General features: G+C 67.0%; 2 protein-coding genes. Both read right to left on the bottom strand.

The window, feature by feature from the left end:
* A partial coding sequence (locus tag EB084_26175; protein ID NDD31752.1) for a DNA-3-methyladenine glycosylase I occupies positions 1-156 on the bottom strand: 156 nt, incomplete at its 3' end.
* Between the two features lie 10 nt (positions 157-166).
* Positions 167-1,141: methylmalonyl-CoA mutase (locus EB084_26170; GenBank protein ID NDD31751.1), on the bottom strand; the 975-nt coding region annotated here is incomplete at its 5' end.

Below are 1,141 nucleotides of genomic sequence, written 5' to 3'. Positions count from 1 at the left end.
CTGGAAGCCCTCGAGGCATAGCTTCTCGTAGAGCCGATGGTCGTCGCGCACGGGCCGACCCCACTCGGTGTCGTGGTACCGCACGTACAGCGGGTCGTCGCCACACCACCAGCAGCGCGTGACCTCGTCGGCGCCAACGCGCAGGCCGTCGGTCATGGCAACTGGCTCAGCGGCCGGGCTGATAGACGCCGAACACGCCGCGCAGGGCGTCGCTGACCTCGCCAAGGCTGGCACCGGCGCGCAGTGCCTCCTTCATCGGGTACAGCAGGTTGTCGGTGCCCCGGGCACATTCAGCCACGGCAGCCAGGGCCGCCTGCACGGCAGCCTGGTCGCGGTTCGCCTTGTATGCGGCGAGGCGCTCGCGCTGACCGCTCTCGAGCGTCGGGTCGATGGGGAACACCGACGGCTCGGGCTCCACGTCGAGAGCGAACTTGTTCACGCTCACGATCACCCGCTCGTCGTCGTCGATCGACTTCGTGTACTCGTACGCCGCCTGCTCGATCTCGTCCTGCTGGAAGCCGGCCTCGATACCCGACACGGCGCCGCCCATCTCGTCGATGCGTTCGATGTACTCCCAGGCGAGTCGTTCGATCTCGTCGGTGAGCACCTCGACGAAGTAACTGCCGGCCAGCGGGTCGGGCGTGTCGGCGATGCCACTCTCGTACCCGATGACCTGCTGGGTGCGCAGCGCGATACGCGCCGCCTGCTCGGTGGGCAGACCGAGCGCCTCGTCGAAGCCGTTGGTGTGCAGGCTCTGCGTACCGCCCATCACGGCCGCCATGCTCTGCACGGCCACGCGCACGATGTTCACCTCGGGCTGCTGTGCGGTGAGCGTGCTGCCGCCCGTCTGGGTGTGGAAGCGCAGCAACTTGCTGGCCTCCTTCTTCGCCCCGAACCGCTCGGTCATCAGCTTGAACCAGATGCGCCGCGAGGCCCGGAACTTCGCCACTTCCTCGAAGAAGTTGTTGTGCGCGTTCCAGAAGAAGCTGAGGCGCGGGGCGAAATCGTCGACGTCGAGGCCCGCCGCCTTGGCCACCTCGACATACGCGATCCCATTGGCGATGGTGAACGCGATCTCCTGCACCGCTGTGCTCCCGGCTTCACGGATGTGGTATCCGCTGATCGAGATGGTGTTCCAGCG

This window comes from Pseudomonadota bacterium (assembly GCA_010028905.1).
Lineage (GTDB): Bacteria > Vulcanimicrobiota > Xenobia > RGZZ01 > RGZZ01 > RGZZ01.
This window is presented reverse-complemented; position numbering and strand designations above follow the sequence as displayed.